Source organism: Ilumatobacter sp., from assembly GCF_030065885.1.
Lineage (GTDB): Bacteria > Actinomycetota > Acidimicrobiia > Acidimicrobiales > Ilumatobacteraceae > Ilumatobacter.
Genome location: NZ_JASJCS010000088.1, coordinates 1 through 25,141, shown reverse-complemented (window position 1 = coordinate 25,141; position 25,141 = coordinate 1). Strand labels below are relative to the sequence as shown.

Annotated in this window: 20 protein-coding genes and 1 pseudogene; 5 read left to right on the top strand and 16 right to left on the bottom strand. The window is 70.8% G+C overall.

Translation table 11 applies throughout. From position 1 onward, the window contains the following. The 6 genes and pseudogenes from QNJ12_RS17090 to QNJ12_RS17065 form a co-directional block, all read right to left on the bottom strand. Nucleotides 1-474, bottom strand: a pseudogene (locus QNJ12_RS17090) (hypothetical protein); the annotation flags it as partial. Between the two features lie 38 nt (nt 475-512). After that, nucleotides 513-755: a Trm112 family protein gene (locus QNJ12_RS17085; RefSeq protein ID WP_300624389.1), complete on the bottom strand. Its 243-nt coding sequence runs from the start codon at nt 753-755 to the stop codon at nt 513-515. Nucleotides 756-803: 48 nt separating this feature from the next. Next, nucleotides 804-2,159, bottom strand: a complete 1,356-nt coding sequence (gene manB / locus QNJ12_RS17080) for a phosphomannomutase/phosphoglucomutase (RefSeq protein WP_300624388.1) — start codon at nt 2,157-2,159, stop codon at nt 804-806. Nucleotides 2,160-2,183: 24 nt separating this feature from the next. Beyond that, nucleotides 2,184-5,057: a hypothetical protein gene (locus QNJ12_RS17075; RefSeq protein WP_300624386.1), complete on the bottom strand. Its 2,874-nt coding sequence runs from the start codon at nt 5,055-5,057 to the stop codon at nt 2,184-2,186. A 103-nt stretch (nt 5,058-5,160) separates the two neighbouring features. Further along, nucleotides 5,161-5,886, bottom strand: coding sequence for a CPBP family intramembrane glutamic endopeptidase (locus QNJ12_RS17070; RefSeq protein ID WP_300624384.1), 726 nt, complete (start codon nt 5,884-5,886; stop codon nt 5,161-5,163). A 26-nt stretch (nt 5,887-5,912) separates the two neighbouring features. Continuing rightward, entirely contained in the window at nt 5,913-6,134 is a 222-nt protein-coding gene (locus QNJ12_RS17065) for a DUF3499 family protein (RefSeq protein WP_300624382.1), read from the bottom strand. A 184-nt stretch (nt 6,135-6,318) separates the two neighbouring features. Here QNJ12_RS17065 and ftsH point away from each other — a divergent pair, with 184 nt between their 5' ends. Then, nucleotides 6,319-8,295: an ATP-dependent zinc metalloprotease FtsH gene (gene ftsH, locus QNJ12_RS17060; RefSeq protein ID WP_300624380.1), complete on the top strand. Its 1,977-nt coding sequence runs from the start codon at nt 6,319-6,321 to the stop codon at nt 8,293-8,295. 161 nt (nt 8,296-8,456) lie between these two features. Here ftsH and QNJ12_RS17055 read toward each other — a convergent pair whose 3' ends face one another. Genes QNJ12_RS17055 through QNJ12_RS17045 form a run of 3 tightly spaced genes read right to left on the bottom strand, consistent with a single transcriptional unit; the run spans nt 8,457 to nt 13,874 of the window. Then, the gene (locus QNJ12_RS17055; RefSeq protein WP_300624379.1) at nt 8,457-8,936 is read right to left on the bottom strand and encodes a hypothetical protein; all 480 of its coding nucleotides are present in this window, start codon (nt 8,934-8,936) and stop codon (nt 8,457-8,459) included. 1 nt (nt 8,937) lies between these two features. Further along, nucleotides 8,938-10,404: a DUF5719 family protein gene (locus tag QNJ12_RS17050; protein WP_300624377.1), complete on the bottom strand. Its 1,467-nt coding sequence runs from the start codon at nt 10,402-10,404 to the stop codon at nt 8,938-8,940. Beyond that, nucleotides 10,401-13,874 (bottom strand): glycosyltransferase, encoded by a 3,474-nt coding sequence (locus tag QNJ12_RS17045; RefSeq protein WP_300624376.1) that lies wholly within the window; start codon nt 13,872-13,874, stop codon nt 10,401-10,403. Before QNJ12_RS17045 ends, QNJ12_RS17050 begins: the two co-directional genes overlap by 4 nt. Before the next feature lie 170 nt (nt 13,875-14,044). On the opposite strand from QNJ12_RS17045, the gene QNJ12_RS17040 reads away from it, so the two are divergent. Then, nucleotides 14,045-14,395, top strand: a complete 351-nt coding sequence (locus QNJ12_RS17040) for a hypothetical protein (RefSeq protein WP_300624375.1) — start codon at nt 14,045-14,047, stop codon at nt 14,393-14,395. A 150-nt stretch (nt 14,396-14,545) separates the two neighbouring features. Beyond that, nucleotides 14,546-15,871 carry a lipopolysaccharide biosynthesis protein gene (locus tag QNJ12_RS17035; RefSeq protein ID WP_300624373.1) on the top strand — a complete coding sequence of 442 codons (1,326 nt, stop codon included), beginning with the start codon at nt 14,546-14,548 and terminating at the stop codon, nt 15,869-15,871. Nucleotides 15,872-15,890: 19 nt separating this feature from the next. On the opposite strand, the gene gmd is transcribed toward QNJ12_RS17035, so the two are convergent. Then, on the bottom strand, nt 15,891-16,883 hold the full coding sequence (gene gmd, locus QNJ12_RS17030; protein WP_300624371.1) for a GDP-mannose 4,6-dehydratase: 993 nt from the start codon (nt 16,881-16,883) through the stop codon (nt 15,891-15,893). A gap of 156 nt (nt 16,884-17,039) precedes the next feature. Here gmd and QNJ12_RS17025 point away from each other — a divergent pair, with 156 nt between their 5' ends. After that, complete coding sequence (locus QNJ12_RS17025; RefSeq protein ID WP_300624368.1) at nt 17,040-18,134, top strand: glycosyltransferase family 1 protein; 1,095 nt, start codon at nt 17,040-17,042, stop codon at nt 18,132-18,134. Continuing rightward, nucleotides 18,131-19,102: a 2-phospho-L-lactate transferase gene (gene cofD / locus QNJ12_RS17020; RefSeq protein ID WP_300624367.1), complete on the top strand. Its 972-nt coding sequence runs from the start codon at nt 18,131-18,133 to the stop codon at nt 19,100-19,102. Before QNJ12_RS17025 ends, cofD begins: the two co-directional genes overlap by 4 nt. Before the next feature lie 41 nt (nt 19,103-19,143). Here cofD and QNJ12_RS17015 read toward each other — a convergent pair whose 3' ends face one another. The 6 genes from QNJ12_RS17015 to QNJ12_RS16990 form a co-directional block, all read right to left on the bottom strand. Next, nucleotides 19,144-20,040: an NAD-dependent epimerase/dehydratase family protein gene (locus QNJ12_RS17015; RefSeq protein ID WP_300624366.1), complete on the bottom strand. Its 897-nt coding sequence runs from the start codon at nt 20,038-20,040 to the stop codon at nt 19,144-19,146. Between the two features lie 86 nt (nt 20,041-20,126). Next, entirely contained in the window at nt 20,127-21,119 is a 993-nt protein-coding gene (locus tag QNJ12_RS17010; protein WP_300624365.1) for an NDP-sugar synthase, read from the bottom strand. After that, nucleotides 21,119-22,042 carry a hypothetical protein gene (locus QNJ12_RS17005; RefSeq protein WP_300624364.1) on the bottom strand — a complete coding sequence of 308 codons (924 nt, stop codon included), beginning with the start codon at nt 22,040-22,042 and terminating at the stop codon, nt 21,119-21,121. The genes QNJ12_RS17010 and QNJ12_RS17005 overlap by 1 nt, the downstream gene beginning before the upstream one ends. A 54-nt stretch (nt 22,043-22,096) precedes the next feature. Then, nucleotides 22,097-23,329 carry a glycosyltransferase family 4 protein gene (locus QNJ12_RS17000; protein ID WP_300624362.1) on the bottom strand — a complete coding sequence of 411 codons (1,233 nt, stop codon included), beginning with the start codon at nt 23,327-23,329 and terminating at the stop codon, nt 22,097-22,099. Beyond that, entirely contained in the window at nt 23,326-24,441 is a 1,116-nt protein-coding gene (locus tag QNJ12_RS16995; protein WP_300624360.1) for a glycosyltransferase family 1 protein, read from the bottom strand. Before QNJ12_RS16995 ends, QNJ12_RS17000 begins: the two co-directional genes overlap by 4 nt. Beyond that, a partial coding sequence (locus QNJ12_RS16990) for a glycosyltransferase family 1 protein (RefSeq protein ID WP_300624358.1) occupies nt 24,438-25,141 on the bottom strand: 704 nt, incomplete at its 5' end. The genes QNJ12_RS16990 and QNJ12_RS16995, both read right to left, overlap by 4 nt.

The following is a 25,141-nucleotide window of genomic DNA, read 5'->3' as shown; positions in this document are numbered from 1 at the left end:
CCGCAGGATCGCCGAGTTCGGCACGAACGTGTTCGGGAAGAAGTTGACGACCGATGTGTCGCCCTCCTGGGCACCGGTGCCGAACGCCCGCAGGAAGCCGATCTGGTCCGGCGCGATGACGGTGATGGTGACGGCGACCGCGAGCACGTTGTCGTCGGCGCCGTCGCCGTCGACGTCCTCGAACGCCGGCAAGCCGCCCTCGCCGACGACCTGGACGTCGAAGAGCCGGCTCAACGCCTCGGGCACGATGGCCTTGGCACCGAACGGCGCGACGTCGAGGTCGCGCTCGCGCGAATCGAAGATGCGGGCCGGCTCGAGACCGTGGAACTCGCCGCCCGCGCCGAGCTCACCGACCGCCTGCACCGTCGAGTCGGCGCCCGGCGATGCGACCACGCCGGCGACCGCGACGCCGGCCACCAGGGCGACGGCGACCAGCACGCGACCGGCTCGGTGTCGGAGTCGACTGACGCTCACAGCCTCGGATCGTAACGTCTTCGTCATCTGCTCGCTGGTCAGGTGCCGGTCTCGAAGGTCGGAGCGATCCGCTGCTCGGCGACGAGGCCGTTCAGACGTTCGAACTCGGCGTCGTCGAGCGCGTTGGACTCCTCGATCAACATCACGGGGATCCCGTCACGCACGTCGTACGTGCGACGCAGACGGGGGTTGAAGAGCACCGACTCGGACTCGATGTAGAACAGCGGGCCCTTGTCGTCGGGGCAGGCGAGGATGGCGAGGAGGGCTGGGGCGAGGCGCATCGTGGCTCCGGTCTCGGGGTCGTGCACACCGTAGCGGCCTGCAGGTGGTCAGGGTTGGGTGATCGACGCGAGCAGCTCGGCGACCCGCCGATCGCACTCGTCGCGGTCGACGGCTTCGAGGTTGAGGCGCAGCAACGGCTCGGTGTTCGACGCTCGGAGGTTGAACCACCACTGGCCGCAGTCGACGCTCAGACCGTCGAGCCGATCCTGCTCGTCGCCCTCGAAGGTCGCGCTCACCCGCTCGATGACGGCGAGCGGGTCGTCGACCTGGGTGTTGATCTCGCCGCTCGCGGCGTAGCGCTCGAACGGCTCACGCAGCACCGACAACGGCTGCTCCGCGCGGCTCAGCTCGGCGATGACCAGCATCGCGGCGATGAGCCCGCTGTCGGCTCCGAAGTTGCGGGCGAAGTAGTAGTGGGCCGAGTGCTCGCCGCCGAACACGGCGCCGGTCTCGGCCATCTGCTGCTTGATGAACGAGTGGCCGACCTTGGTGCGCATCGGCACCCCGCCGCGCTCGTGGATCACCTGCGGCACGGCGCGCGAGCAGATCAGGTTGTGCAGGATCGTCGCCCCCGGATTCGACCGCAGGATCGCGGCGGCGAGCAGCGCCGTGGTCGTCGAGCCGCTCAGGCCGTTCCCGAGCTCGTCGACGACGAACACCCGATCGGCGTCACCGTCGAACGCCAACCCGAGATCGAACGACCCGGACATCACCCGGGCGCAGAGGTCGCGCTGGTTGGCGGGCTGCAGCGGATCGGCCGGATGGTTCGGGAACGTGCCGTCGAGCTCTCCGTACATCACCTCGAGCTCGATCATCGGCAGCCGCTCGAAGACGGCCGGCACGACGAGGCCGCCCATGCCGTTCGCCGTGTCGGCGACCACCTTCATCGGGCGGACGGCGTCGACGTCGACGAACGACAGGACGTGATCGACGTACCTCGGGAGGATGTCGTCGCTCGCCATCGACCCCGCCGTCGCAGCATGGGCCGGTCCGGCGCCGTCGAGCACCGTCGACGCGGTCGCCCTGATCTCGGCCAGGCCCGTGTCGATGCCGACCGGGCGCGCCCCGGCCAGGCAGAGCTTCACACCGTTGTACTGGGCCGGGTTGTGCGAGGCGGTGAACATCGCCCCGGGCGCGTCGAGCACGCCGGCGGCGTACGAGACCATGTCGGTCGACGCGAGACCGAGGTCGAGCACGTCGAGGCCCTGCTCCATGACGCCCTGCGAGAACGCCTCCGCGAGCGACTCCCCACTTCGCCGCATGTCTCGGGCGACGAGCACACGCGGCGCATCGACGAACCGGGCGAAAGCGACACCGAGCGCGTGCGCGACCTCGCCGTGGAGCTGGTCGGGCACGGTGCCCCGGATGTCGTAGGCCTTGACGATCTCATCGAGCACTGACATAGGCGCGGGCCAACGCTATCGGCCTCAGCGCTCGGGTTCCGACTCCTCGTCCGAAGGATCGGGCGAATCGTCGGGCGCTCCGTCGGGGCCGGCGGCATCGACCGGCGCCGACCACGCCGAGTCGGCCTCGCCGCAGTCGTCGGCCACGGCGTGGTCGATATCGCGATCGACGTCGCCGCCGGAGACGTCGTCGGGCGGCGGTGCCGGCTTGTCGCCGGGCTCGTCGCGCGATCCGCCGGCGAACGCCGCCGGGACCTCGCCGGCGTGCACGACGTCACCGCGGACCCGCCAGAGGACACAGAGCCCGACGCCGATCAGCGTGAGGAGCAGCGTGAGGTAGTCGACGCCCGAGCGCCCGTAGTCGAGCTCGACGCGCGTGTCGCGAGGCACGACGACCATCATGTTCGGCCCGACCCGGTAGGGACCGTCGGCACCGCTGGCGTTCCAGTTGGGGAAGTACCCGACGCGCACCAGCACGGGCACGCCGACACGATCGACGTCGAACGCCAGCGACTGCTGCCCGATGTCGACGTTGGACACGGCGACGTCCGGCAGGGCGATCGGCTGGATGGCCTCGACCGGCGTCACGATGTCGACGCGGCGGCCGGGGTCGCCGGGCTCGCCCTCGCGCCGCGACAGGTCGACCTGCACCGAGATCCGCTGCCAGTCGTCGGGGCCGTCGTCGGCCGGCATCGCCGCCCATTCGTCGGGATGCTGGAACCAACTCGTGCCGAGCTCGAGGTTGCGCTCGCGGGCGTCGCCGGAGCGGCCGCGAACCACGACGGGCTGCGTGTCGAGCGGCACGACGATGTCCGCGCCGTCGACGAGGTAGATGTCCCACGGCGCCGACGTCGTGATGTACGACAGCTCGGCCTGGCCGGCCGCTTCGGCCTTCGCCTCGGGCGTGCGGACCATCAGGTACCGGACACCGAGGTCCTGGAGGTGCCGGACCCCGGTCTGGGCGTCGTTGTTCGCGTACCGCAGCTCACGGACCGGGTTCGACGACTGCTTCGAGATCGCGGCCGCGGTGAGGAAGTGGTACGGCGTCGTGCCCGACGCCTCGAAGAAGAGCCCCTCCATCGACCCGATGCAGCCGTCGGTCCAGTGGGGCAGCAGCATCAGCGCCATCGTCGTGCCGTACTGGCCGTTGTCGCCGTTGTTCTCCCACATGGCGCGACCGCAGCCGAGCTGCGGGTCGTCACCGATCCGCTCCATCGTGGTGACGACCTGGTGGTACTCGGTGTAGTACTGATCGCGACCCTCGTAGCCGCGGAAGTTGTACGTCGACCAGCCGTCGCCGAGGGCGTCGGTGTTGGTGTCGGTGGCGTGGAACGGCCCCCACGTGTAGACGGACGAGCCGTCGACCTGCTGGTTCTCACCGAACGGCAGGACCTGGAACATGAACCCGAGCACGGCAAGGGTGCCGAGCGTGGTGGCGCCGGCGAAGGTGGTGCCCTCCCACGTGGAGGGCAGTGCGAGCGCTCGGCGGTCGCGGATCGCGTTCCAGAACAGGCCGAGGATCTCGACGGCGCCGACCATCATCAGCAGGTAGCGGACGAGGTACACGAACGGCAGCAACCGCGGGTTCCACAGCAGCCCGATCACCGGCAGGCTGTCGCGGGCGAGGTAGACGCCGGCGACGAAGACCAGGCCGACGACGCCGAGCGCCGCGCCGTTGAGGTGCCGCCGGACGATGCTCATGACGAAGCCGATCACGGCCAGGGTCGTGATCAGGACGTCGAGGGGCGCCGTGAGCGGGAAGAACATGTCCCAGAACGAGTCGTCGGCGCCCGAGGGTCGGGCCCCGTACTTCATGTCGGTCATGTACTCGTGGTCGAGCAGGAACGGCCCCGCCCACCACATGATCAACAGCAGACTCGTGATGCCGACGGTGAGCGCGTAGACGAGGCGGGTGCGGTCGATCCAGACGAGGCAGAACACGAGCGCAGCCGCGACGACGAAGATCAGCACGATGCCGTGCGACACGCAGGCGGCCGCGATGAGGACCGAGGCCCAGACGCGGTACTTGCCGGTGCGCAGGCCGGCCGCCAGCAGGCCGAGACCCAACATGCCGAGCGAGAGCGCGATCGAGAACGAGAACTCGCCGGCCATCGTCGACTTGAGGTTGCCGCCGTAGATGCTGAAGCTCTCGTCGAGCGCGAACGCGAGGCCGCCGACGGCGAACAGCTCGGGCATCGGGTACCGGAAGTCGGCGAGCCGCCCGAACGCCCAGCACGCGGCCGGGAGCGTGATCAGGCCCAGCACTGCGACCAGCTTCATCGCGACGCCGTACGGCAGCACGATGTCGACGAGCAGGATCGCCAGCGCCGGCAGGACCATGTAGAAGCGGTACGCCGGCATGCCGCCGTACCAGTCCATCGTCCACCCGTTCAGGCGGAAGTCGCCGAGCAGGTGGTCGCGAAGGTACGCCGGGCCCCACACGTGGGCGCCGAAGTCCCCGCCCGTCGGTGTCGTGTCGTCGAAGATCAGGTCGCGACCCGGGAACGGGCTGAGGTGGACGACGTTCATCATCACGTAGGTCGTCACGCTCAGCGTCACGAACGTCACGACGTACCGCAGGATGCGGTCGGGAGGCCACGGCCGGTTCATCCAGGCGGACGGCCGGCGGACGATTCTGCGACCGACGCGCGTCAGGAGCGGCGTCTGGCCGTCGTCGTCGGGCTCGGTGACCGGCTCGTCGGTCGAGCGATCGGTCGGCGCGGCCTCGATGCGTTCGACGGTGGGCGCGGCGGTCTCGTGCTCGTCGGGTGCGCCGGGGGTCGTGCGCCCGACGCCGGCATCGTCGCCGAACTCGCTGTCGAACCACTCGCCGAACCCGTCGGCCGGGACGACGTCGGGATCGAGGTCCGCGTCGGGTTCGTCGATTCGGTCGGTCATGCGGTCGGTCGTTTCGGGCTCGCGAGCCGCTCCATCTTGCCAGCTGCGGCCGGCATCGCCTCGTCACCGGCGGCGCTCGGCCGCGGCGCCGGCCGGCGAACGCTCACCAGGTGCTCGCGAGGACGAGGCCGAGCCCGGTCGCGTTGAACGAGGCATGCGTCACGATCGCCGGGCCGATCCGACCCGTCAGCGTGAGGCACACGCCGAAGGCGAGCCCGGCGAGGAACAGGCCGGGATACTCGACGGGCGCGAAGTGGATCAGCGAGAAGAACGCCGACGTCACCAGCAGGCTCGGCCAGGGCCCGATCGACGCGGCCGCCGAGCGCTGCAAGAGGCCGCGATAGACGAGCTCTTCCACGATGGGCGCTCCGACCACGACGATCAGCGCCAGCAGGATCACCATGCCGCCGTCGGCGCGGTCGGCGAGGTCCTGCGCTCGCTCCTCGAGGCGTTCGTCGGAGAACGTGTCGGGCCAGATCGCCTGCAATGGCACGTACAGCAGCGGCACGAAGATCAGCTGGGTCACCACGCCGAGCGGCACGCCGACCAGGTCGGCCGGCCGAAACCCGATCGCGAAGTCCGCCATCGGCCGCCCGCTCCCGGCGCGGCGGGAGACGACGACCAGCCCCACGCCGAACGCAGCCCAGGCGACTGCGGAGGCCGCCGCGATCTCGGGGATCGTGAGGTCGCCGCCGAAGTCGGCACCCATCGCGGCCAACACGACGGAAGCGAGCAGCACGGTGCCGGCGATCCAGGCGACGGTCCACGTCGCGACCGCCGCCCGCGTCGGGATCACGGCGGCGCCGCCGGGGTCGAGCTCGATCGACATCGCGGCGGAGGGTAGCCGCGCGGCGCTCAGACGGCGATCAGGGCGGCGGGTGCGGTCTCACGCCGGTCGCGGACGTGCCAGCCCTGAGGCGCAGTGAGCCGGCCGGCATGGCGGGAGCACAGGTCGTAGCCGTGTGGATCGCGCTCGGCGGACAGGTGATCGAGCCACACCTGCGCCAGCGCGTACTGGTAGGTCAGCGTCACCGCTGCGTCGTCGCTACACCCGGTCCTCGAGCACTGCCTCGCCACGGCGGACACGGTACGGCCACGACGGGGGCGCATCGCGGACCCTCGCGAGGGGGCGCCCGGCGCCGTCGCCACGCCCGCTCGACGCCGCCCCGATCCCGACCCTGCACCCGCCGCGCCGGGGTCCGCGACGCAGACGTGACGAGCACGACCTGGCAACGGCGCTGTCGGGCCGTAGCATGGAGGGATGGACAAGCTGCCACCGCCCCCACCACCCCCACCGCCGGGGCGCGGTCGCTCCGGCGGTCAGCAACCCAACCGCGACCGTCGGCCGAGCTTCGACGGCGGCGGCGACGGCGACCAGGCGTCTGCGCCCAACTGGCGGCGCTGGCTGCCGTGGATCGCCATCGGCATCTTCCTCGCGATCTTCCTCGTCCCGTCGCTGCTGTCCGGCGACAGCGGCGACGAGATCAGCTACTCCGAGTTCATCGAGCGCGTCAACGCCGGTGACGTCCGCGAGATCGAGATCGACAACTCCAACGGCAAGATCACCGGCGAGTTCGACGACGAGACCAAGTTCCGCACCACCGGCGGCGGCGACCGTGGTCTGTCCGAGGCCGACGAAGAGCTCGCCCGCGGCAAGGGCGTCGAGATCGGCTTCAAGACGCCGAGCAACAACTGGTTCCTCAGCATCATCGGTCTGATGCTCCCCGTGATGCTCATCATCGGCTTCTTCGTGTGGATGCAGCGTCGCGCCCAGGGCCAGATGGGCAACGTGATGTCGATCGGGCGAAGCCGTGCCAAGGCGTACTCGACCGACAAGCCGTCGACCACGTTCGCCGACATCGCCGGCTACGACGGCGTCAAGCAGGAGATCACCGAGGTCGTCGACTTCCTCCGCATGCCCGAACGCTTCAAGGAGATCGGCGCCCGGGTCCCGAAGGGCATCCTGCTCGTCGGCCCTCCGGGTACCGGCAAGACGCTGTTCGCCCGCGCCGTCGCCGGCGAGGCCGGCGTCGGCTTCCTCTCGGTCACCGGCTCCGACTTCATGGAGATGTTCGTCGGCGTCGGCGCCAGCCGGGTCCGCGACCTGTTCCAGCAGGCCCGCCGGATGGGCAAGGCGATCATCTTCATCGACGAGATCGACTCGATCGGCCGCAAGCGTGGCGCCGGCCTCGGCGGCGGCCACGACGAGCGCGAGCAGACCCTCAACCAGATGCTGTCCGAGATGGACGGCTTCGAGACGTCCGAGGGCATCGTCATCATGGCCGCCACCAACCGGCCCGACATCCTCGACCCCGCACTGCTGCGGCCGGGTCGCTTCGACCGTCAGATCGTCGTGCCGCTCCCCGAGCACGAGGAGCGCAAGGCCATCCTCGAGGTCCACAGCCGCGACAAGCGCATGGGCCCCGACGTCGACCTCGACACGATGGCACGCGCCACGCCCGGCATGGCCGGCGCCGACCTCGCCAACCTCGTCAACGAGGCCGCACTGATCGCCGTCCGCCGCGGCTCGAAGCAGGTCGAGCGGATCGACTTCGAGAACGCCCGCGACCGGGTCGTCCTCGGCGCCCAGCGCGAGTCGCTCATCATGAACGCCGAGGAGAAGAAGGCCACCGCCTATCACGAGGGCGGCCACGCGTTGCTGTCGGTCGTGCTGCCGCACGGCGACCCCCTGCACAAGGTCACGATCTTGCCGCGCGGGATGGCGCTCGGCGTCACGTGGAGCCTCCCGCAAGAGCGCCACACGTACTCACAGGAGTACTTCCTCGACACCATCTGCAAGGCGATGGGCGGCCGGGTCGCCGAGAAGATCGTCTTCGGCCACCTCAACTCGGGGGCTGCCAACGACCTCGAGCAGGCCACGGGCATCGCCCGCCGGATGGTGCGCGAGTGGGGCATGAGCGACCGGGTGGGCCCCATGGCATGGCATGGCCAGCAGCAGGTGTTCCTCGGCGAGGACCTGATGTCGCAGGGCCGCGAGTACAGCGACGAGACCGCCAAGCTGCTCGACGACGAGATCGGCAAGATCCTGCACGACCAAGAGGAACGAGCGCACGAACTGCTCGAGAAGCACCGTCGCGGGCTGCAGCTGATCGCCGAGTCGCTGCTCGAGCACGAGACGATCGACGGTCCCGAGGTGGCGAAGCTCATCCAGCAGGGCCTCGACGAAGAGGGCGTCGACGAGAAGATCGACGCCAATGTGCTCGGTAGTCCCGAGTAATCCGGTTCGTTCGTTCGCTCGCCGACGCTCGCTCTCTCCACTCACCGGAGCACCCTGAGCGCCTGCGGCGCACCCAGCTGTGATCGACCGACCGACCGAGTCGGATCGGTCGATGGTGGAGGGGGACCCGGAGGCTCCCCCTCCACACCTCCCCCGCCGGGCTAACCCGTGCTCCGGGTCTCCCCACCGGCGGTGTCGTCCTTGCCATTCAGTTCTACGTCGTCGATACAGCCGGGCTCTCGGGCTTCGGCGACTGCAGCCCAGAGGTCGGTGGCGGTGACGGGGCCGAGGAACGCACGGTGCACGACGCCCTCGCCGTCGGCGATGAGCAGGCTCGGCACGGCATCGATGTCGTAGCGCTCGTGCAGGTCACGTCGATCCTGGAACGCCACGATCTGCACCGTGACCTCGTCGCTGGCGACGACCTCGGCCTTGTGCACGACGTCGGCACACGTCGAGCACGTCGTCGACGTGAACACGGCGACCAGCCATCCCGAGCCGTCGAAGTCCGCACGGTCGAGCTGATTCGGCAGCTGGTGCCGAGCCTGAGTGGGCACGTCGGTGCCCCGTCGCCGCCGCACGATCTCCGCGACGATCGCCGCCACGGCGACCACGGCGAGGGCGACGAGCAGGCGTTCCACGTCAGCCCGCCGGCACCGCCCACGACGACGACCGCGTGTCACCCCGACCCGTCGGGAACGAACGCTCGACGAACACGCGCGTGGTCGACTCGACGATCAGCTCGCGGTCGATCACGAGCGGATCGGTGAGATCGATCGCAGCGACCCCCGCCGGGCCGACCTCGACGTCCTGCAAGCCGTCGATCGGCACCGGACCCGAGCGGCCGACGGCGAGCACGCTCACGAACCCGGGCGAGTTGTCGGCGTTGTAGACCACCAGTCCCTCGGTGACGGGCTCGGACGGCCCCGACGCGAGATGCCACGTCGTGGCCACGTGGCCGTCCTGGCGCGGTGTGGCGCCGGCGATCACCGACGTCGCGACGACGTCGTCGACGATGCGCGTCATCGCCCGTTCGACGACGACCGACGGTTGCGCCAACGTGGAGAAGACCGTGGCATGGCGCCCCTCGGGCAGGTCGGCCTGCGGTCCGGGGTCGAAGGTGACGACCTCGCGCGGGGGCACCTCGATCGGATCGGCGGCGACCGCAGCGACCCGATCGAAGTCGGAGCCGTCGTCGGGGAGCTCGACGCCGAGGAAGATCACATCGACCTCGACCGCTTCGGCTGTGGGGTTGTAGATGGAGAAGCGCTCGGAGACGCCGGGGCCCTTGGCGCCGTCGGCGAACCACCACTGATCCCGCAGCTCCGGCGAGGCCAGCGTCACCTGCGTGCCGAGCCGGCCGCCGCCGAGGAACCGCTGCGACCGGCCGACCACGAGCCGCCCGCGCGTGGTCTCGACCTTGACGGCCAGGACGGGTTCGTTCTGCGCGCCCGCGCCCGGAGCGCCGAGGTCGACGACGCGGATGCTCTGGGCAGGGACGGTGAGCCCACGGTACGACGCCGGACGCCGTGAGCCCTCCTGCGTCGCGAACTCCAGGTTGACGACCACGGTCTGCTCGTACGGGTTCATCATCACGACCTGGTCGAGGCTGCCCTCGACCGTGAAGCCGTCGGCGAGGTACCAGGCGTCCGACGTCGCGTTCGCGCACGCCGAGACGCTGTCGCCGCTCGGATGGAAGGCCAGCTGCTCGACGACCGCGCCGCCGCCGTCGATCTCGATGACGGCCCCGACCATGCTCCCCGGCAACGTCTCGTCGAGATCGAGCCGCGCCGACGACCACCCGTCGATGGCCAGATCGAGTGACCGGGTCTCGCGTTGGTCGTTGACGAGCAGGATGGTGCCGACGAGTCGCTCGGCGTCGCGATTGGCGATGACGATCTCACCTTCGACCTCCTCGACGCCCGAGGCCGGAACACCGGGGCAGAACCACGTCTCGGTCAGCGAGGTGCTCGCCGGTGCCGAGGGCATCCAGCCCTCGGCAGCGGTGCTGAAGTTCGGGACGTCGGCGTCGACCGTCGAACGCGCCGTCACGACGATGGCGACGAACGCCGCCACGACGAGGAGAAGCGCCGGGTACCGACGCCTCACCGCTGCTCCCCCTCGGCGGTGTCGGGCTCGGACTCGTCGACGCTGGCCACCAGCGACGCGAGATCGACGCCGTCGTCGTCGGCTGCATCGGAGGGCTTCGGTGCCGGCGCGCCGCCGGGCGCCTCGCCCGGGCCGGCCGCCTGCCCGGCGCGGAGGTGAGCCCGGGTCGGCACCGTCTCGACCTCGGGATCGTCGGCCGGATCGTGGGGCTGCGGCCCTGCCGCGGCCATCTCGACGATCTCGGAGATCTGGTCGTCGGCGTCCGCCCATGCGGGTAGTCCGAGGGCCTCACCGGCAACCGTGCCGTCGGATTCGACGGACTCGCTGAGGTCGATGAGCGTCTCGTCGTGCAGTTCGACGACGCGACGTCGCCCGAACGGTGATCGCGCTCCGGCAGCGACGATGACCACGGCGACGAACAGCACGAACTGCGACGCCAGCCACCATCCCCGCGTCTCGTCACGGTCGTACGTGAGCGTGCCGACGCCGCCGGCGTCGATGTCGAATGCCGTCGTCATCCCGAATCCGGTGCGAGATGCGACGGGTCGGCCGTCGACCTCGAGTCGGATCCGGTCGTCCTTCGGTACGGCCACGTGCAAGACGCCGGGCGCGACCTGGTTGACCGCCTCGGGGAACCCGTCGACGCCGATCATCGACGGCACGGCGTCGGTGAGGTCAGCCCTGACCAGGACGTCCTCCCCCGCCGACCGCGATGCATCCGCGGTCGCTCCGCCCAACTGCGCTCCGACCGGCAGCCATGCACGGTTGACGAAGACCTCGAGCGAGGGCTGACCGGGCACCGAACCGATGTCGAGCTGGTTCTGCACCGATGCGAGCAGGCCGTCGGGGACCGGGATCGGGTCATCGGCGGTCGACGACACACCATCGGTCTTGGGGATCACGACGAACCGGATGCCGAGCGGAGCGAGGATCCGGCCGGCACGCAGCGTCGAGCCGTCGGCGATCAGGTCGAGCGCTCGCTCGACGGCCCGGTCCCCGGCGCTCTCGGGCAGTGCGAACCGATCGGTGAACTCGAGCCGGCCGGCGTCGGTGACGGCGTAGCCGACGCCGTCACCGTAGAGGCGGGCCGGAACGGGGAGCACTGCGGGATCGCCCAGGTACAGCACGCGGTAGTCACCGGCGGCGGGGTCCTCGGGGAGCTGGGCCGCGAGGAGCTTCGGCAGCGGCGATCGTGGTGTGTGCCACGCACCGTTGCCGATCGAGAAGACCGCCGGGATCAACCCGATGACGATCGCCGCGTTGGCCAGCACGGCGATCGGTTGCCGCCAACCGAAGCCGCGTCCCAGCACATCGGAGCCGAATCCACCGACGATCGCCGCAGCCCCGAGCGCGAGACCGAGCGCGACGGGCACGGCGAGCAGCGACGGCGGCGGCAGGCGAACGTCGAGCTCGCCTCGGTCACCGAAGACGAGGAGCGCCCCGAACGCGAACACGAGCGAGGCGGCCCGGATGCTCCACGTCAGGCGCCAGGCCCTGGTGATCGCGACGGCTGCCAGCAGCGGGAGGTAGAGCGCGAGCGCCAGCACGGCGAACCGGTCGCTGTCGGGCGCCAACGAGGCGACCTCGGCGAGCCCACGCCCGTCGGCGGCCGACGCGTCGGGACCGATCAGGGTGTCGCGTGACCACTCGAGCGACCACGGCAGGTTGAGGACCGCCGCCAGGACGAGCGACACCGCCGTGCTCACGAGGAGCCACAGCGCGACCCGCCACGAGCCGGCGGCGAGCACGGTCGAGACCGCGAGGAGGGCACCGACGGCGGCCCAGACGACGAGGACGGCGGGCACGAACGCGGCCGTCGTCGCCAGGACGAGCACGAGGAACGCGAGTGCGCGCAGTCGATGACGGAGACCGACCGGTGCGATGCCGTCGGTGAGGTCGAGGTCGGCTGCGGCGGGGTCCGCCGCCTCGAGACCGGCCGCTCGCCGGAGCAGGTGCACCAGCCACGGCAGCGCTGCGTACCAGATGAGCGCCGACCAGTCGCCGCGGCTCAGCAGACCGGGCACCAGCGGAGTGCCGACGTAGACCACCATCCCAGCGATACGGGCGCGGTTGACCGGGAACACCGTGGCCAGGCGCCAGGCACCGAGCGCGCCGAGCAGGAACAGCCCGACGATCGACGCGGTGAGCAACGCCCCCATCCGGAACAGCGTCAGCACGCTCAAGATCGACAGGACCAACCAGCCGGTCGGGTTCGACGCCGTGGCACCGAAGGACCGGCTGTCGAAGCTCGAGCGATAGTCGGCGAGCAGGTCGTTCGGGCTCTCGGGGAACGGCAGGAACTCGCCCACCGACGGCACGCCGTCCTGGATGAACGACCGGCTGCCGATGACCACGGCCAGGATCACCAGGAACCACGCGAGCACCGGACCGAACGAGGCCTCGCGCCATCGCCTGACGGTGCTGTCGGCACCGACGAACGTGGCGGTCTCCTTGCCGCGCAGGTACGACGTCAGCCGCGAGCTGCCCCGGTCCTGCAAGCCGAGCACTTCTCGCTCGGGCACGACGCGCTGGCCTCGGATGGCGCGTCGGCGCCCGATGACAGCTGCGCTCCTGGGCAGCAAGCCGATCAGCGCCCGCAGGGACGCCAGCGACTCCCCGACACGGCCGGTGAAGAGCCCGACGACGAGCTCGACCAGGGTGAGGAGTACCAGCTGGAGCGACCGGACGAGCAGCCGCGACCCGCCCGTCAGCGTCGCGACGGTCCTGATGCGATGGCGGCTCTGGAGTCCGCGATGGTTGAGGTCGGGCCGTCGCTCGTCGAGCCGCTCGCGATGACGCACCCGGGCATCGGGCGCCACGATGACGCGGGCGCCGGTCAGGTGGGCGCGCCAGCAGAGATCGATGTCCTCGCCGTGGAAGTCGATGGTGGGGTCGAACCCGTTCAGCGCTCGGAAGAGATCGGCCCGAACCAGCAGGCAGGCCGAGGGCAGGACGAACACGTCGCGGACGCCGTCGTGCTGCTCCTGGTCGACCTCACCCGGCTCGACGAACGGGTCGACCTCTCCGAAGCGGTCGAGGCCGAGACCGACGTGCTGGAGCATCCGCGGGTCGTCCCATTCGACGAGCTTCGGGCCGACGATGCCGGCGTTCGAACGGAACAGCTCGGCGACGAGTGTCCTGACCGCAGTCGGGTCGAGCGCCACATCGTCGTGGCAGAAGAGGAAGAACCCGTTGTCGCCCTCGACCAGTCGCAACACCTCGTTGCAGGCCGGGCCGAACCCCGGGTTCGAACCGACCGGGCGAACGAACGCCGTCGGCAGGACCGCTCTGATCCGTGCCGTCAGTGCCGCGACCTCCTCGTCGTCGGACGACGTGGCGAGGAACAGCGTCCGGAAGTTCGGGTAGTCCTGCGCAGCGAGGGACTCGATCGTGTCGTCGAACCAGTCGCCCGGCTCGTGCACGACCATCACGGACACGACCGACGGCACGAGTTGGGGGTCCGTCTCCACGATGGATCGAGGCTAGCGGCGCGAGTCTTCCGGCCCTCGTCACTCCGGATGCACCCGGTTCGCGTGTGCGCCATGCGTCATACTGCTTGCTTTTGTTAGCACTCGACGGTACATTTGCAATCGTCCCCGTTCGACATCGGCCCGAGCCGATCCCACCCGAAGGAACCACCATGATCAGCCTCGACGACATCAAGCACTTCGATCTCAGGCGCCTCGACCCGACCAAGATCGACCTGACCAAGGTCGATCTGCGCAAGGTCGACCCGCGCAAGGTCGAGCTCCCGACCGTACGCCTGCCCGAGCTGCCCACGTTCGAGCTGCCCTCGTTCGACCTGCCGAAGTTCGAGCTCCCCGACACGCCCGAGCTCCCGGTCGACCGGATCGCCGGCTTCGCCCGCGACGCGGCCTACGTCGGCGTCGGCGCCGTCGTCGTGACTGCCCAGCGAGCGGACGAGCGTCGCCGCGAGCTCACCGACGACGTCACCACCCGCGTCCGCAAGCTCATCGACGCCGTCGCCTGATCTGATCGGGCCTCGCCGACCGGCAGAACCGGCTCGGCTGGGCGAACACACCGAGATCGCCGGTCCCACGGCCGGCACCGGGCCGTCGGCGCCCCCCGCCGACGGCCCTCCCGCAGGAGCGCGGGAGAGGCAGGTAACCTCGACACCCTGGTGTCCTCGCCTGCATCTCCCGTGCTTCGCCGCGTCCCGCTGCCCGAGGGCACGCTTCCGGTCGGCTTCGCCCTGCTGATCGCAGGCATCGCCACCTACGCGTTCTTCAAGATCGGCAACGTCGCGCTCGGCGGCGACGAGGAGTTCGCACCGATCGCCTCGCTCTGGTTCGCCACGTTCTCGTTGGCGCCCGGCTTCTTCCTGCCCCTCGAACAAGAGCTCGGGCGCGCCGTGTCGCACCGCAAGGCCAGGGGCGAGGGCGGTCGGCCGGTCGCCCGCAAGGTCCTGATGCTCGGCGCCGGCATCACCAGCGCCGTGCTGCTGGCGATCATGATCGCCAGCCCGATCATCACGTCGAGCTACTTCGACGGCGACTGGTGGATGCTGGCGGCGCTCGCCACCGCGTTCGTGGCGTACGCCCCCGCACACCTCGCCCGCGGCGTGTGCGCCGGCACCGGGCGATTCCGGTCCTACGCCGTGGTGATGGGATCCGACGGCATCATCCGCATCATCGCCTGCGTGACCTTGGCGGTGATCGGGATCAGCGCCGCCGCCCCGTACGGGTTCGCCGTCGCGCTGGCGCCCCTCGTCCCCGTGATGTTCGTCGGGCTGCGCGGCAACCTACGGACCGAACCCGGTCCCGAGGCCGACTGGCACGAGGTCACGCAGAACCTCGGCTGGCTGCTGATGGGCACCGTGTTCGCGGCCGGTCTGCTCAATGCCGGACCGGTGATGGCCAACCTGCTCTCCGAGGACGGGCAGGAGGAGGTCGTGACCCAGTTCGGGTACGGCGTGCTCCTGGCCCGCATCCCGCTCTTCCTCTTCCAGGCCGTGCAAGCCGCCCTGCTCCCGCGTCTGTCGCGGTTGGCGGCGCGCGGCGAGCTCGACGAGTTCCGGAACGGGCTCCGCAAGCTCCTCCAGCTCGTCGCCGTCGTCGGCGTCGTCGGGACGACCGGCGCGTTCCTGATCGGCCCACTCGTGATCGAGTTCGTCTACGACAGCGAGCTCGGTGGACGAACGCTGGCGATGCTCGCGCTCTCGAGCGCGATCTACATGGCGGGGCTGGCGACGGCACAGGCGGTCATCGCGCTCCGCGGTCACGCGCTCGTCGCCCTCGGATGGGGCGTCGGTGTGGTCGCGTTCGCCTTCGGGACCTGGTTGTCCAGCGACCAGCTCTTCCGGCGGATCGAGATCGGCCTCGTGTTGTCGAGCGGCGCTGCGCTGGCGACGTTCGCGCTCAGCCTCCAGCACAAGCTCCGCGTCGGCGCCGAGCCGACACCCGGATCGGTGATGGACGCGATCACCGACCGTCCGCTCGAGGCGTGACCGTCCGCCGGGTCGGGCGTCAGCGTTCGATGCCGGCCTTCGCGGCCTCGACCTCGAGGTCGTGCTGCACCATCATCGACACGAGCTCGGGGAAGTCGACCTCGGGCTTCCAGCCCAGCTGATCGTGCGCCTTCGACGCGTCACCGATGAGGAGGTCGACCTCGGCGGGCCGGAAGAACTTCGGGTCCTGGCGCACGTACCTGCGCCAGTCGTCGATGCCGACCTCGGCGAACGACCGCTCGACGAGCTCTTCGATCGAGTGCGTCTCGCCGGTGGCGATCACGTAGTCGTCCGGCTGATCCTGCTGCAGCATCATCCACATCGCCTTGACGTAGTCGCCCGCGTAGCCCCAGTCGCGCTTCGAGTCGAGGTTGCCGAGCACCAGCTCGTGCTGGAGACCGAGCTTGATCCGGGCGACGGCGTTCGTGACCTTGCGTGTGACGAACTCGATGCCGCGGCGGGGTCCTTCGTGGTTGAACAGGATCCCCGAGCAGGCGAAGAGGTCGTAGCTCTCGCGGTAGTTCACAACGATGTCGTGGCCGAACACCTTGGCGCACCCGTACGGACTCCGGGGGTGGAACGGCGTCGATTCGTTCTGAGGCGTCTCGCGGACCTTCCCGAACATCTCGGACGACGAGGCCTGGTAGAACCGGATCGGGTTGTTCTGGCTGCCGCCGATCATGCGGATCGCCTCGAGCATCCGCAGCACGCCGAGACCGGTGATGTTCGCCGTCAGCTCGGCCTGGTTGAAGCTCAACGCCACGAAGCTGATTGCGCCCAGGTTGTAGACCTCGTCGGGCTGGGCCAGCTCGAGCGCGGCGACGAGCGACGGCAGGTCGGCCAGGTCGCCGGGCACCGTCTCGACGTACGGCACCTCGTCCCGCAGGGACGCGATCCCGGGGTTGTTCTGGCCCTTGACCATGCCGTACACGTCGTAGCCGCGGCCATGGAGGAACTCTGCCAAGTGACGGCCGTCCTGGCCGGTGATCCCGGTGATGAATGCTCGAGGCACGAACGCTCCCTCTGATCTGTCGTGATGCTGCGGATGCTTCGTGACGTACCGGCGCCGGCGGCCCGGCGATGGCCTGGCGGCGCCGGCCCGGAGACCGAAGACCCGGCGAGTTTAGGGTCCAGCTAGCGTGATCCGGTCCGAGCGACCCCGACGACCATGACCCCTCTCCGCCTCGCCATCGATGTCGGCCCCCTGTACGGGCACCGGACCGGTGTCGGCACGGCCGTCGCCGGCATCGTGGCCGCGCTCGACGGTCGCGCCGACGTCTCGCTCGAACCGTACCTCGTCAGCCGTCGTGCGACGCTGCGAGACGGGCACCGGCGACTGCCGCTCCCGGGCATCGTCGCCTCGCACCTGTGGTCGCGTGGTCGTGGCCCGACGGCGGACCGGTGGTTGCGCGACGCCGACGTGCTCCACGGCACCAACTACGTCGCGCCTCCCAGCTCGCTGCCGACGGTCGTGTCGGTCTACGACTGCTGGTTCCTGCGCCACCCCGAGCTCGCGTCACCCGTCGTGCGGCGGGCGGGCGCCACGCTCCGTCGGGCCGTCGAACGCGGTGCATGGGTGCACGCCAGCTCCGACGCCACCGCCGACGAGGTCCGTTCGCTGCTCGGCACCGACCGGGTGCGAACGGTGTTCCTCGGTGCGCCCGCTCAGGTCGAACGCGACGAGGCGACCCCGCCACCGCTCGCCTCCGAGCTCGGCGGACGGCACTACGTCGTGGCGATCGCCACCGAAGAGCGACGCAAGGGCCTGCCGCTGCTCGTCGAGGCCTTCGAGCACCTGGCCGGCGATCATCACGATCTGCTCCTCGTGCTCGCCGGCGCACCTGGCGACGATTCGCCCGGGATCGACCGGTTGATCGCCGACGCCGGTTCGCACACGCGCGCGCGGATCCACCGGCTCGGACCGGTCGATGAACCCACGAAGCGGTGGCTCGTGCGGCATGGCGCCGTGCTCGCCTACCCCTCGCTCGACGAGGGGTTCGGCTTCCCGATCCTCGAGGCCCAGGCGGCCGGCACGCCGGTGGTGGCCACGAGGGTCGGTTCGATCCCCGAGATCGCTGGCGACGCTGCGTTCCTCGTCGAGGATCGCGATGCCATGACGCTGGCCGAGGCGATCGATCACGTGCTGTCCGACGGTGCCGCCCGGCTGGGGCTGATCGAGGCCGGGTACCGCAACACCGGCCGGTTCAGGTGGGCGACGACCGCCGACCGGCTGCTCGACCTCTACCGGACGGCGGCGGCATGACCCTGCGCGACGCGAACATCGCCGTGCTGGCGGGCGGCGTCGGCGCGGCCCGCTTCCTGCGCGGGTTGCGGCTCGTGGTGCCGCCGCGCATGATCGCAGCGATCGTCAACACCGGCGACGACACCGAGCTCCACGGCCTGTCGATCTCACCCGACCTCGACACGATCACCTACACCCTGGCGGGCGCCATCGATCCCGAGCGCGGGTGGGGGCTCGCCGGCGAGACCTGGCAGACGATGGACGCCCTCGGTCGCTTCGGGCCGGTACGGCCCGAGCACTCCGAGGCCGGCGCCACCTGGTTCAACCTCGGCGACCGCGACATGGCGACGCACCTCTACCGGACGGCGCGGCTCGCCGAGGGCGCCCGTCTCACCGACGTCACGGCCGAGATCTCACGGGCCTGGCAGCTCGAGACCCGCCTCCTGCCGATGACCGATCAGCGCTTCCGGACGATGATCACACTGGCCGACAGCGGCGACGACGTCTCGTTCCAGGACTACTTCGTCCGGTTGCGGCATGCGGTGCCCGTGGCCGCGGTGCGGTTCGAGCACGGCGGTGCCGAGCTGACCGCCGAGGCTGCGTCGGCGATCGAGCACGCCGACGCCGTCGTGATCGCGCCGTCCAACCCGCTCGTGTCGATCGGGCCGATCCGGGCGCTCGGCCGCGTCGACGAGTTGCTCGCCGCCCGCCGGGACAGCGTGGTCGCCGTGTCGCCGATCGTGGGCGGATCAGCGCTGAAGGGACCGGCGGACCGCATGCTCGCCGAGCTCGGCCTCGAGCCGTCGGTCGTCGGCGTCGCCGAGCTGTACCGCCCCGTGGCAGCAGCGCTGGTCGTCGACCCCGCGGACGCCGAGCTCGCCGACCGGGTCGAGGCGGCCGGCGTGCGATGTGTGATCGAACCCTCGATCATGTCGACGCCCGAGCGGTCGCGTGCCCTCGCTGCCCGCTGCATCGATGCCGCTCTCTGAACCCGTCACGCTGGGCCCCGCGACGACCCCAGCACGCGCGATCAGCGCAGCCGCGCCAGACCGTCACTCAGCTCGGTCCACGGCGACCAGGACAGGTGGATCCTCGCCCTGATCGGCGACACGGCGAAGCGCGCCACCTCGTCGTCGTCGGGTTCGGCGAACTCGGGTTCACTGCCGATCGAACCGGTCATCGCCGCCCAGAGCTCGCGCAGCGATGTCTGCTCGCCGGTGCCGACGTTGACGACGAGGCCGCTGCCGCGCGTCCCCGCACGGACCAGCGCGTCGACGGCGTCGTCGACGTAGAGGAAGTCCCGGGTCTGCCGACCGTCACCGGTGATGGTCGGTGCGCGTCGTTCGGCCGCCGCCGCTGCGAACGCGGCCACGACGCCGCCCTCAGGGCGCTGCCGCGGGCCGTAGACGCTGGTCAGGGCGAGCGCAGTGAACTCGAGCGCGTCGTGTTCGCGGTACGTCGTGAGCAGGTCGACGGTCGCCCGGGAGATCACGCCGCGGACCCCACGTGGCTCGAGCGGGCGCTCTTTCAGCGGGAGGTCGCGGGCGGCCGGGCGGCCGTAGAGCGCCGACGCGGGGAGTGCGACGACGACCTTGTCGACGTGGTGGTCGCGGGCGGCCTCGACGAGGGCCATGGTGGCCGAGAACGCCCGGGCCAACTCGGCGGGCGCAGGTCGACCGCGAGGGATCGCCGCCAAGTGGTACACCACGTCGGGCGAGCGCATGCCGATCAGTGACGCCGTGTCGGGTCCACCTGCGTCGAAGTGGTGGATCTTGAGGGTGCCACCTGCCGATCGAGCATCGGCGAGGTTGGCGAGGCTGCCCGTCGACAGGTCGTCGACGACGTCGACGGCCTCACCATCGGCGAGGAGTCGATCGACGAGGTGCGAGCCGACGAACCCGGCTCCTCCGACGATCATCGCATTCATGGCGCCCCCATCATGCCCGACGGGTGCGCGCTGGGGTCATGATCGTGCGCAGCGTCGGAGAGCGGGTGACCGGGGCACCCGAGCGATCACGGCGGGGGCAGACGCTCGCCCGTCACCGTCGCGCCGGGCGCGACGGCATGACCGCTGCCGATCACGCTGTGACGTACCACGGCGGCCGCGCCGACGTGGCCGGCGACGACCGACGACTCGACCGTCGCACCCGAGTCGACGCGGGCGCCCGGGAGCAGGATCGACGACGTGACCGCAGCCGCTGGTGCGACGATCGCGGCGGACTCGACGACCGATTCGATCACCAGCGCCTCGTGGTCGACGACGGCGTCGGCTGCGATCGCCTCGAGCGCCGAGCCGCGGACCCCGTTGACGAGGTCGAGGCCCGCCCGGAGGTACAGCTCGGGCCGGCCGGCATCGATCCAGTAGTCGCTGGTCGCCAGGCCGACGAGCGACGCTCGATCGACCAGACGCGGGAACGTGTCGCGTTCGATCGAGAGCGGTCGGCCCGGCTCGATCAGGTCGAGCACCGCCGGCTCGAAGACGTACGTGCCGGCGTTGATCAGGTTGGAGTCGGTCTCGCCGGGGGCCGGCTTCTCGAGGAACCGCCGGACCCGGTGGTCACCGTCGAGCTCGACGACGCCGAACGCCGACGGGTCGTCGACCGGCGTGAGGTGGAGCGTGGCGTCGCCACCGTGCCGGCGGTGGTGGTCGACGAGACGCGCTGCGTCGAGGTCGGTCAGGACGTCCCCGTTGGCGACGAGGAACGTGGCATCGACACCGGCCTCGCGTGCGGCGAAGGCGATCGCGCCGCCGGTGTCCAGCGGCTCGGGCTCGACCGCGTAGTGGACCCTGATGTCGCCGTGGCGATCGGCGGGAAAAGCCTCTGCAAACGGCTCGGGGCGGAAGCCGAGGGCCAGGACGACGTCGGTCACCCCTGCCGGCGCGAGCCGGTCGACGAGCCGCACGATCATCGGCCGGTGCACGACCGGCAGCATCGGCTTCGGGATGTCGTTGGTGAGCGGCCGGAGGCGGGTGCCGAACCCGCCCACCAGGATGACGGCGTGCATCAACCGCCGGTCGTCGTCGGTGTCTCGGCGTCGCCGTCGTCGGTGTCCGTCTCGGCGTCGGTGTCCGTCTCGGCGTCGGTGTCCGTCTCGGCGTCGGTCTCACCGTCATCGGTCGTGTCGTCGCCGGCTGCGGGCAGCGTGGCGACCGAGCCGGTGCCCTGCAGCAGGTCCTCGGGACGGATCTGGCCGGTGTCGATGGCGCCCAGTTCGGGGAGCTGCGAAGCCCACGGCGGCATCGGCTGGTCGGCGTCGTCGGGTGTGAAGTACACGGCCATGACCATGGCGTCCTGATCGACGTGGACCTCGTCCATGTTGGCGATGAAGCGGCGGCCGTCGTCGGTGTCGGTGAAGTTCTGCCACACCCGCACCGAGAGCTCGGCCTCCTCGCCGTCGCATTCGGTCTCGCCCTCGACGTACTCCTCGAGGAGCGACGAGCCGCCCGACGACGGGAAACCCGGGTTCTGGGTGACGGTCCCCGGCCGCGGGAACGTGAGCTTGTCGTTGGTGAGCTCGATGTCGTACGTCTCGAGGAACACGCCGAACGTGGCGTTGCGGCCCACGGCCCGGGATGTGTACGGGTGCCAGTGGATGATGCCGTCGTCGTGGCTGTGGATGCCGGTCTGCAGGAAGTTCGTGTTGGTGAACTGGCCCTGCGAGTTGCGCTCTTCGAGATCGCCCTGCACCTGGTACCAGGTGTCGCAGAGGTAGAACCCGTGGGCGATGTGCCAGTGGTCGTTGATGGTGGGTGGTGAGGAGTCGGCGGCCGGGAGGCTCTGACGGGCGTACACGATGAGTGCGAGGCCGAGGATCAGCGTGGCGGCGACGGCCAGCGGGAAGATCGTGCCACCCTGGAACCGGACGCGCTGGCCCTGCCCCTTCTGCGCCAGCTTGGCGGCCTTCTTGGTCGACGAACTACTTGCCACGGCACGCGAGGCTATCGCCGCCTCGGCCGCATGGGCGGTCGCCCGAGAACGGCGTCATCGCCGCGTGAGCGAGCGGAGGAGCCGGTCGTAGGCCGCCCCGATCGCGGCCGGCGAGGCGTGCTCGACCACCCACGATCGCCCGGACCGGCCCAGCTCGGCGCATCTGAGCGGGTCGTCGATCAGCTCCTTGATCGCCGCGGTGAACGCGTCGACGTCGTCGGGTGGAACGCTCACGCCGGCGCCCGCGTCGTCGAGGAGACGCGGGATCGCGGTGCCGACGTCGATCGACGCCACGACCGGTCGCGCAGCGGCGAGGCTGGAGTAGGTCTTCGACGGCACGCTGACGTCGCCGAGCCCTCCGCGCAGGGGCACGACGTGGACGTCGCCGCTTGCGAGCACCTCGGGCAACCGTTCGACCGGCTGGTAGCCCGCGAACTCGACGTTCGGTCGTCTGGCGGCGGCCCGCTCGAGCTCGTGGCGGGCGGCGCCGTCACCGTTCACGACGAAGGTGACGTCGGGGCAACGCTCGGCGGCACCGACGACGAGGTCGAGCGACTGCGAGAAGCCGACGTTGCCGGCGTACAGCACGACCGGCTCGGCACCGATGCCCAGCTCGGACCGGTAGGGCGTCATCCGGTCGCCCGGCACGATCGCGTCGGTGTCGACGAAGTTCGGGATGACGTGGACGCGGTCGCGCCGTCGAGGGTCGATCTTGCCGGCGACGTTCGACCGCAGCTCGTCGCTCAGCACGGTGATCGCGGACGCCCGACGGTAGCTGAACCGCTCGAGCCACGCGGCGACGGCGAGCACACGAGGGTTCGAGATCGCCCCCGTCCTCGCGGCGGCATCGGGGAACACGTCCTGCACGTTGAACACCAAGGGGGCGCGCCGCAGCAGGCCGACGATCCACCCCGTCGGGGCCAGCGTGAGCGGCGGTGACATCGCCAGGACGGCGTCGGCCCGGCGGAACCATCCGCCGGCGCGCAGCGCGGCACCACCAGCCAGTACGGAGAAGCCGACGAATCCGAACGCCCTGCGTACGAGCCGGCGCTTGTCGCCCGCCGGGAAGGGATGCACGCGGGTGACGCTCCCCCACGGTGTGATCTCGGTCCGCAACCAGCGGCCGGTCCATCCGGTCTCGACCGCGTGCTCGCGGTACCACGGCAGGGCCGTCACGACGTGCAGTTCGTGGCCCAGCGCCGCCAGCTCCCGCACGATCCGGGTCATCACGGTGCCGGTCGGGGCGGTGTCCGGCTCGAAGTGCGGGCAGACCACGACGAGCTTCACGCCGCTCCCCCGTACGCCGTGCGGTACACGCCGGCGAGGGCCTTCCCCGCGACCTCGGGCGTGAACCGGCGTCGGCGCGCGGCACCGGCCGCCACCAGCGCTGCACGGTCCGACCGCGCCCGGTCGACCGCCTCCGACCACGCCCCGGGCGTCGGCGACGACACGACCACCGCCGCATCGCCGACGACCTCGACCATCGCGGGGTGGTCACCGCAGACGACCGGGGTGCCCAGATCCATCGCCTCGACGAGCGGCGCGCCGAAGCCCTCGTACTCGCTCGGGAACACCAGGGCCTCCGCGCCGGCGATCAGCGCGTCGCGCCGACCCGCCGCGACACGCCCCGGACGGACGACGCGGTCCTCGACCCCGGCCCGCGCCGCAGCGCGACGGATCTCCGGCTCGGCCGAGCCTGCGCCGCCGATCATCAGGACGGCCAGATCGGTGTCACACGACGCGAGCATCTCGACGAGCAGCCGGTGGCGCTTGTGCGGGTGGGTGATGGCGGGGTACACGACGTACGGACGGTCGCCGAGACCGAACCGGCCCCGCACGTCGGCGACGTCGGCGGCGTCGACCGGGCCGAGCTCGGGGATGCCGTGGGGCACCACGACGACGCGCTGGGGTTCGACATCGAACGCCTCGATCACCGACGTGCGAACGTACCCCGACGGCGCCATCACGATCGCCGCCCGCCGAACCGACCGCGGCATCATCAGATCGAGGTACCGCCGACGCGCCGCAGAGAAGTACTCGGGGAACCTCCGGTACTGGAGGTCGTGCACGGTCACGACCGCGGGCCGGCCCCCCAGGGCGGGCACCGTGCCGCCGCCGTGGTGCACGACATCGGCCGATAGCGTGCGAAGCGCGAGCCAGCTGTGCTCGGCGGCGACGCGGACCGCACGCCAGTCGCGGCCGAACGGTTGCACCACGAGCTCGAAGCGATCGGCGAGTGCGGGATGGGCGGCTGCGAAGGACGACTGGACGTAGAGCGTCACGTCGATCGACGTGTCGACCAGGCCGCCGAGCTGGCGAACGAGGTGCTCCTCTGATCCCCCGACCCGGCCGGGCGCCAGCCACGTCAGGTTGACGGCGACGTCGATCGGCGCGCTCACGCCGCGGCCTCCCGGTACGCCTCGATGGTCCGCTCGACCGCCGCATCCCACGTCATGATCGCCGCCCGCTCGCGACCGGCTGCCGACAACCGGCTCGCATCGTCGATGGCCGCGGCGAGACCCGCGACGATGCTGGCCTCGTCGGTGGCGTTGACCAGTACCGCCGCCCCGTCGGCGACCTCCTCGGTCGCCGTTCCCCGACTGGTGACCACCGGCGCGCCCTGGGCCATCGCTTCGAGCACCGGCATGCCGAAGCCCTCCTCGAGGCTCGGGTACGCCATGACGGCGGCGACCGCGTAGATCGCCGGGAGGTCGAGCGCTGCGACGTGCCCGAGGAACCGGACGTCGCCCGGCACGGGCGACATCTCACCCCATCCGGCCGGGCCGACCACGACCAGCGGCATCGGCAGCCGAGCGGTCGCGAGCGCGAGGCGGGCGAGGTTCTTGCGGGGTTCGATCGTTCCGACGAAGAGCACGAACCGGTCGGGCAGGCGGTAGGCGTCGACCACCCGGGCCCGATCGCGATCGCTGACCTCGACCGGCGTGACACCCCACGGCACGTGCCGGAGACGGCCGGGGTCGAACGCGAGGTCGACAAGCCGGTCGATCGTCGCCGTGCTCGGGCACAGCACGAGATCGGCGTCGCGGCAGCGGTCGAGGCCGGACCTCATGACACGTGCGCCGTGCCGGGTGAAGCGCT

Coding starts and splice junctions, on each gene's coding strand:
- QNJ12_RS17085 (WP_300624389.1), bottom strand. CDS start 755: ATGCGCCTCGCCCCAGCCCTCCTCGCCATCCTCGCCTGCCCCGACGAC.
- manB (WP_300624388.1), bottom strand. CDS start 2,159: ATGTCAGTGCTCGATGAGATCGTCAAGGCCTACGACATCCGGGGCACC.
- QNJ12_RS17075 (WP_300624386.1), bottom strand. CDS start 5,057: ATGACCGACCGAATCGACGAACCCGACGCGGACCTCGATCCCGACGTC.
- QNJ12_RS17070 (WP_300624384.1), bottom strand. CDS start 5,886: ATGTCGATCGAGCTCGACCCCGGCGGCGCCGCCGTGATCCCGACGCGG.
- ftsH (WP_300624380.1), top strand. CDS start 6,319: ATGGACAAGCTGCCACCGCCCCCACCACCCCCACCGCCGGGGCGCGGT.
- QNJ12_RS17040 (WP_300624375.1), top strand. CDS start 14,045: ATGATCAGCCTCGACGACATCAAGCACTTCGATCTCAGGCGCCTCGAC.
- QNJ12_RS17025 (WP_300624368.1), top strand. CDS start 17,040: ATGACCCCTCTCCGCCTCGCCATCGATGTCGGCCCCCTGTACGGGCAC.
- cofD (WP_300624367.1), top strand. CDS start 18,131: ATGACCCTGCGCGACGCGAACATCGCCGTGCTGGCGGGCGGCGTCGGC.
- QNJ12_RS17015 (WP_300624366.1), bottom strand. CDS start 20,040: ATGAATGCGATGATCGTCGGAGGAGCCGGGTTCGTCGGCTCGCACCTC.
- QNJ12_RS17010 (WP_300624365.1), bottom strand. CDS start 21,119: ATGCACGCCGTCATCCTGGTGGGCGGGTTCGGCACCCGCCTCCGGCCG.